This is a genomic window from Aquimarina macrocephali JAMB N27, assembly GCF_000520995.1.
Classification (GTDB): Bacteria; Bacteroidota; Bacteroidia; order Flavobacteriales; family Flavobacteriaceae; genus Aquimarina; species Aquimarina macrocephali.
The window spans coordinates 1-1,186 of sequence record NZ_JACA01000120.1 but is presented as its reverse complement, the minus strand read 5'-3'; the positions used below and the strand labels follow the sequence as shown (position 1 = coordinate 1,186).

The window sequence follows — 1,186 nt, the reverse complement described above, 5'->3', positions numbered from 1 at the left end:
GTGCTAAACAAATTACAAGTTTTGTATTTCTGCTAACCAATAATCCCATCAATGTAAATGTAGTAGCTATTATAGATGAAGAAAACAAAACCATAACAGCCTCGATGCCTATAGATACTGATATTACCGGGTTATTACCAGAAATTAAAACATCGGCTCTAACCACTATAACCCCTGATACAGCAAAGGATTTTACAAATCCTGTAGAATACGTAGTAATTGCTGAAGATGGTAGTGAAGTAATATATACAGTAACTATTAACGTATTATTAAGCCAACGGCAAATTTTACAAGCCATTTTGGATGCCAATCCCCAAAATTCTTTGGGCTGGGATCTAGAAAACACACCAAACTTAAATGACCTAAGTAGAGTCACAACAAATTCCAGTGGTAGTATCACTGATTTACTTCTTGGTTTTGGCAACATCACCATAATCCCATCTGTAATAGGGCAGCTCACAAGTATAAGAAGCCTGGATTTATCTGGAAATGGTATTGCAGAATTACCGCCAGAGATTGGGTTTTTGAAACAATTATCTGTCCTAAGCCTTAGTCTGAATCCTATACGTGTTCTTCCTTCAGAAATAGGACAATTGATTAAACTAGAGGAAGTGGTATGTCAGCAAACTGGTTTAAACAGTATACCAGTAGAAATTGGTTTGTTAACTAGTTTGAAAAAACTTAACTTAAGTTCCAACAACTTAACTTCTATACCTGTAGAGCTAGCACAATTAGGTAGTTTAGAAGTTTTATCTTTCAATGATAATAAACTTACTTCTATACCTGTAGAAATAGGGCAGCTAAACAAGCTAAGTTCTTTAAAGTTATATGGTAACCAACTTACCGCTATCCCTTCTGAAATAGGAGCATTAACGAATTTAGGGGAGTTATTTTTGTCGGATAACCAACTAACCTCTGTACCAGCTGAAATAGGGTTTCTGAATGTCCTATCTTTTTTAGATATCCAAAATAATAATTTAACAACTATTCCCCAGTCTATTTATAATCGTATTTCTGTTATGGATTTATACCTAGATGTGGTTGTTGTACCAGAAACTGCTTCCCAAAAAGATGCACTCATTAGTATCTATAGTGCTAACCCAGGTAACACCTTAGGATGGGGTGTAGATAATTTTCCAGAGGTTGGTTTTGATGCCAATGGTAATCCAAAAACTATTACAATCAA

General features: G+C 35.0%; 1 protein-coding gene. It reads left to right on the top strand.

The genetic code is table 11. The annotated features are described in order from the left end of the window. On the top strand, positions 1 to 1,186 hold a 1,186-nt coding region (locus tag Z054_RS30765), incomplete at both ends, for a leucine-rich repeat domain-containing protein (RefSeq protein WP_024773140.1).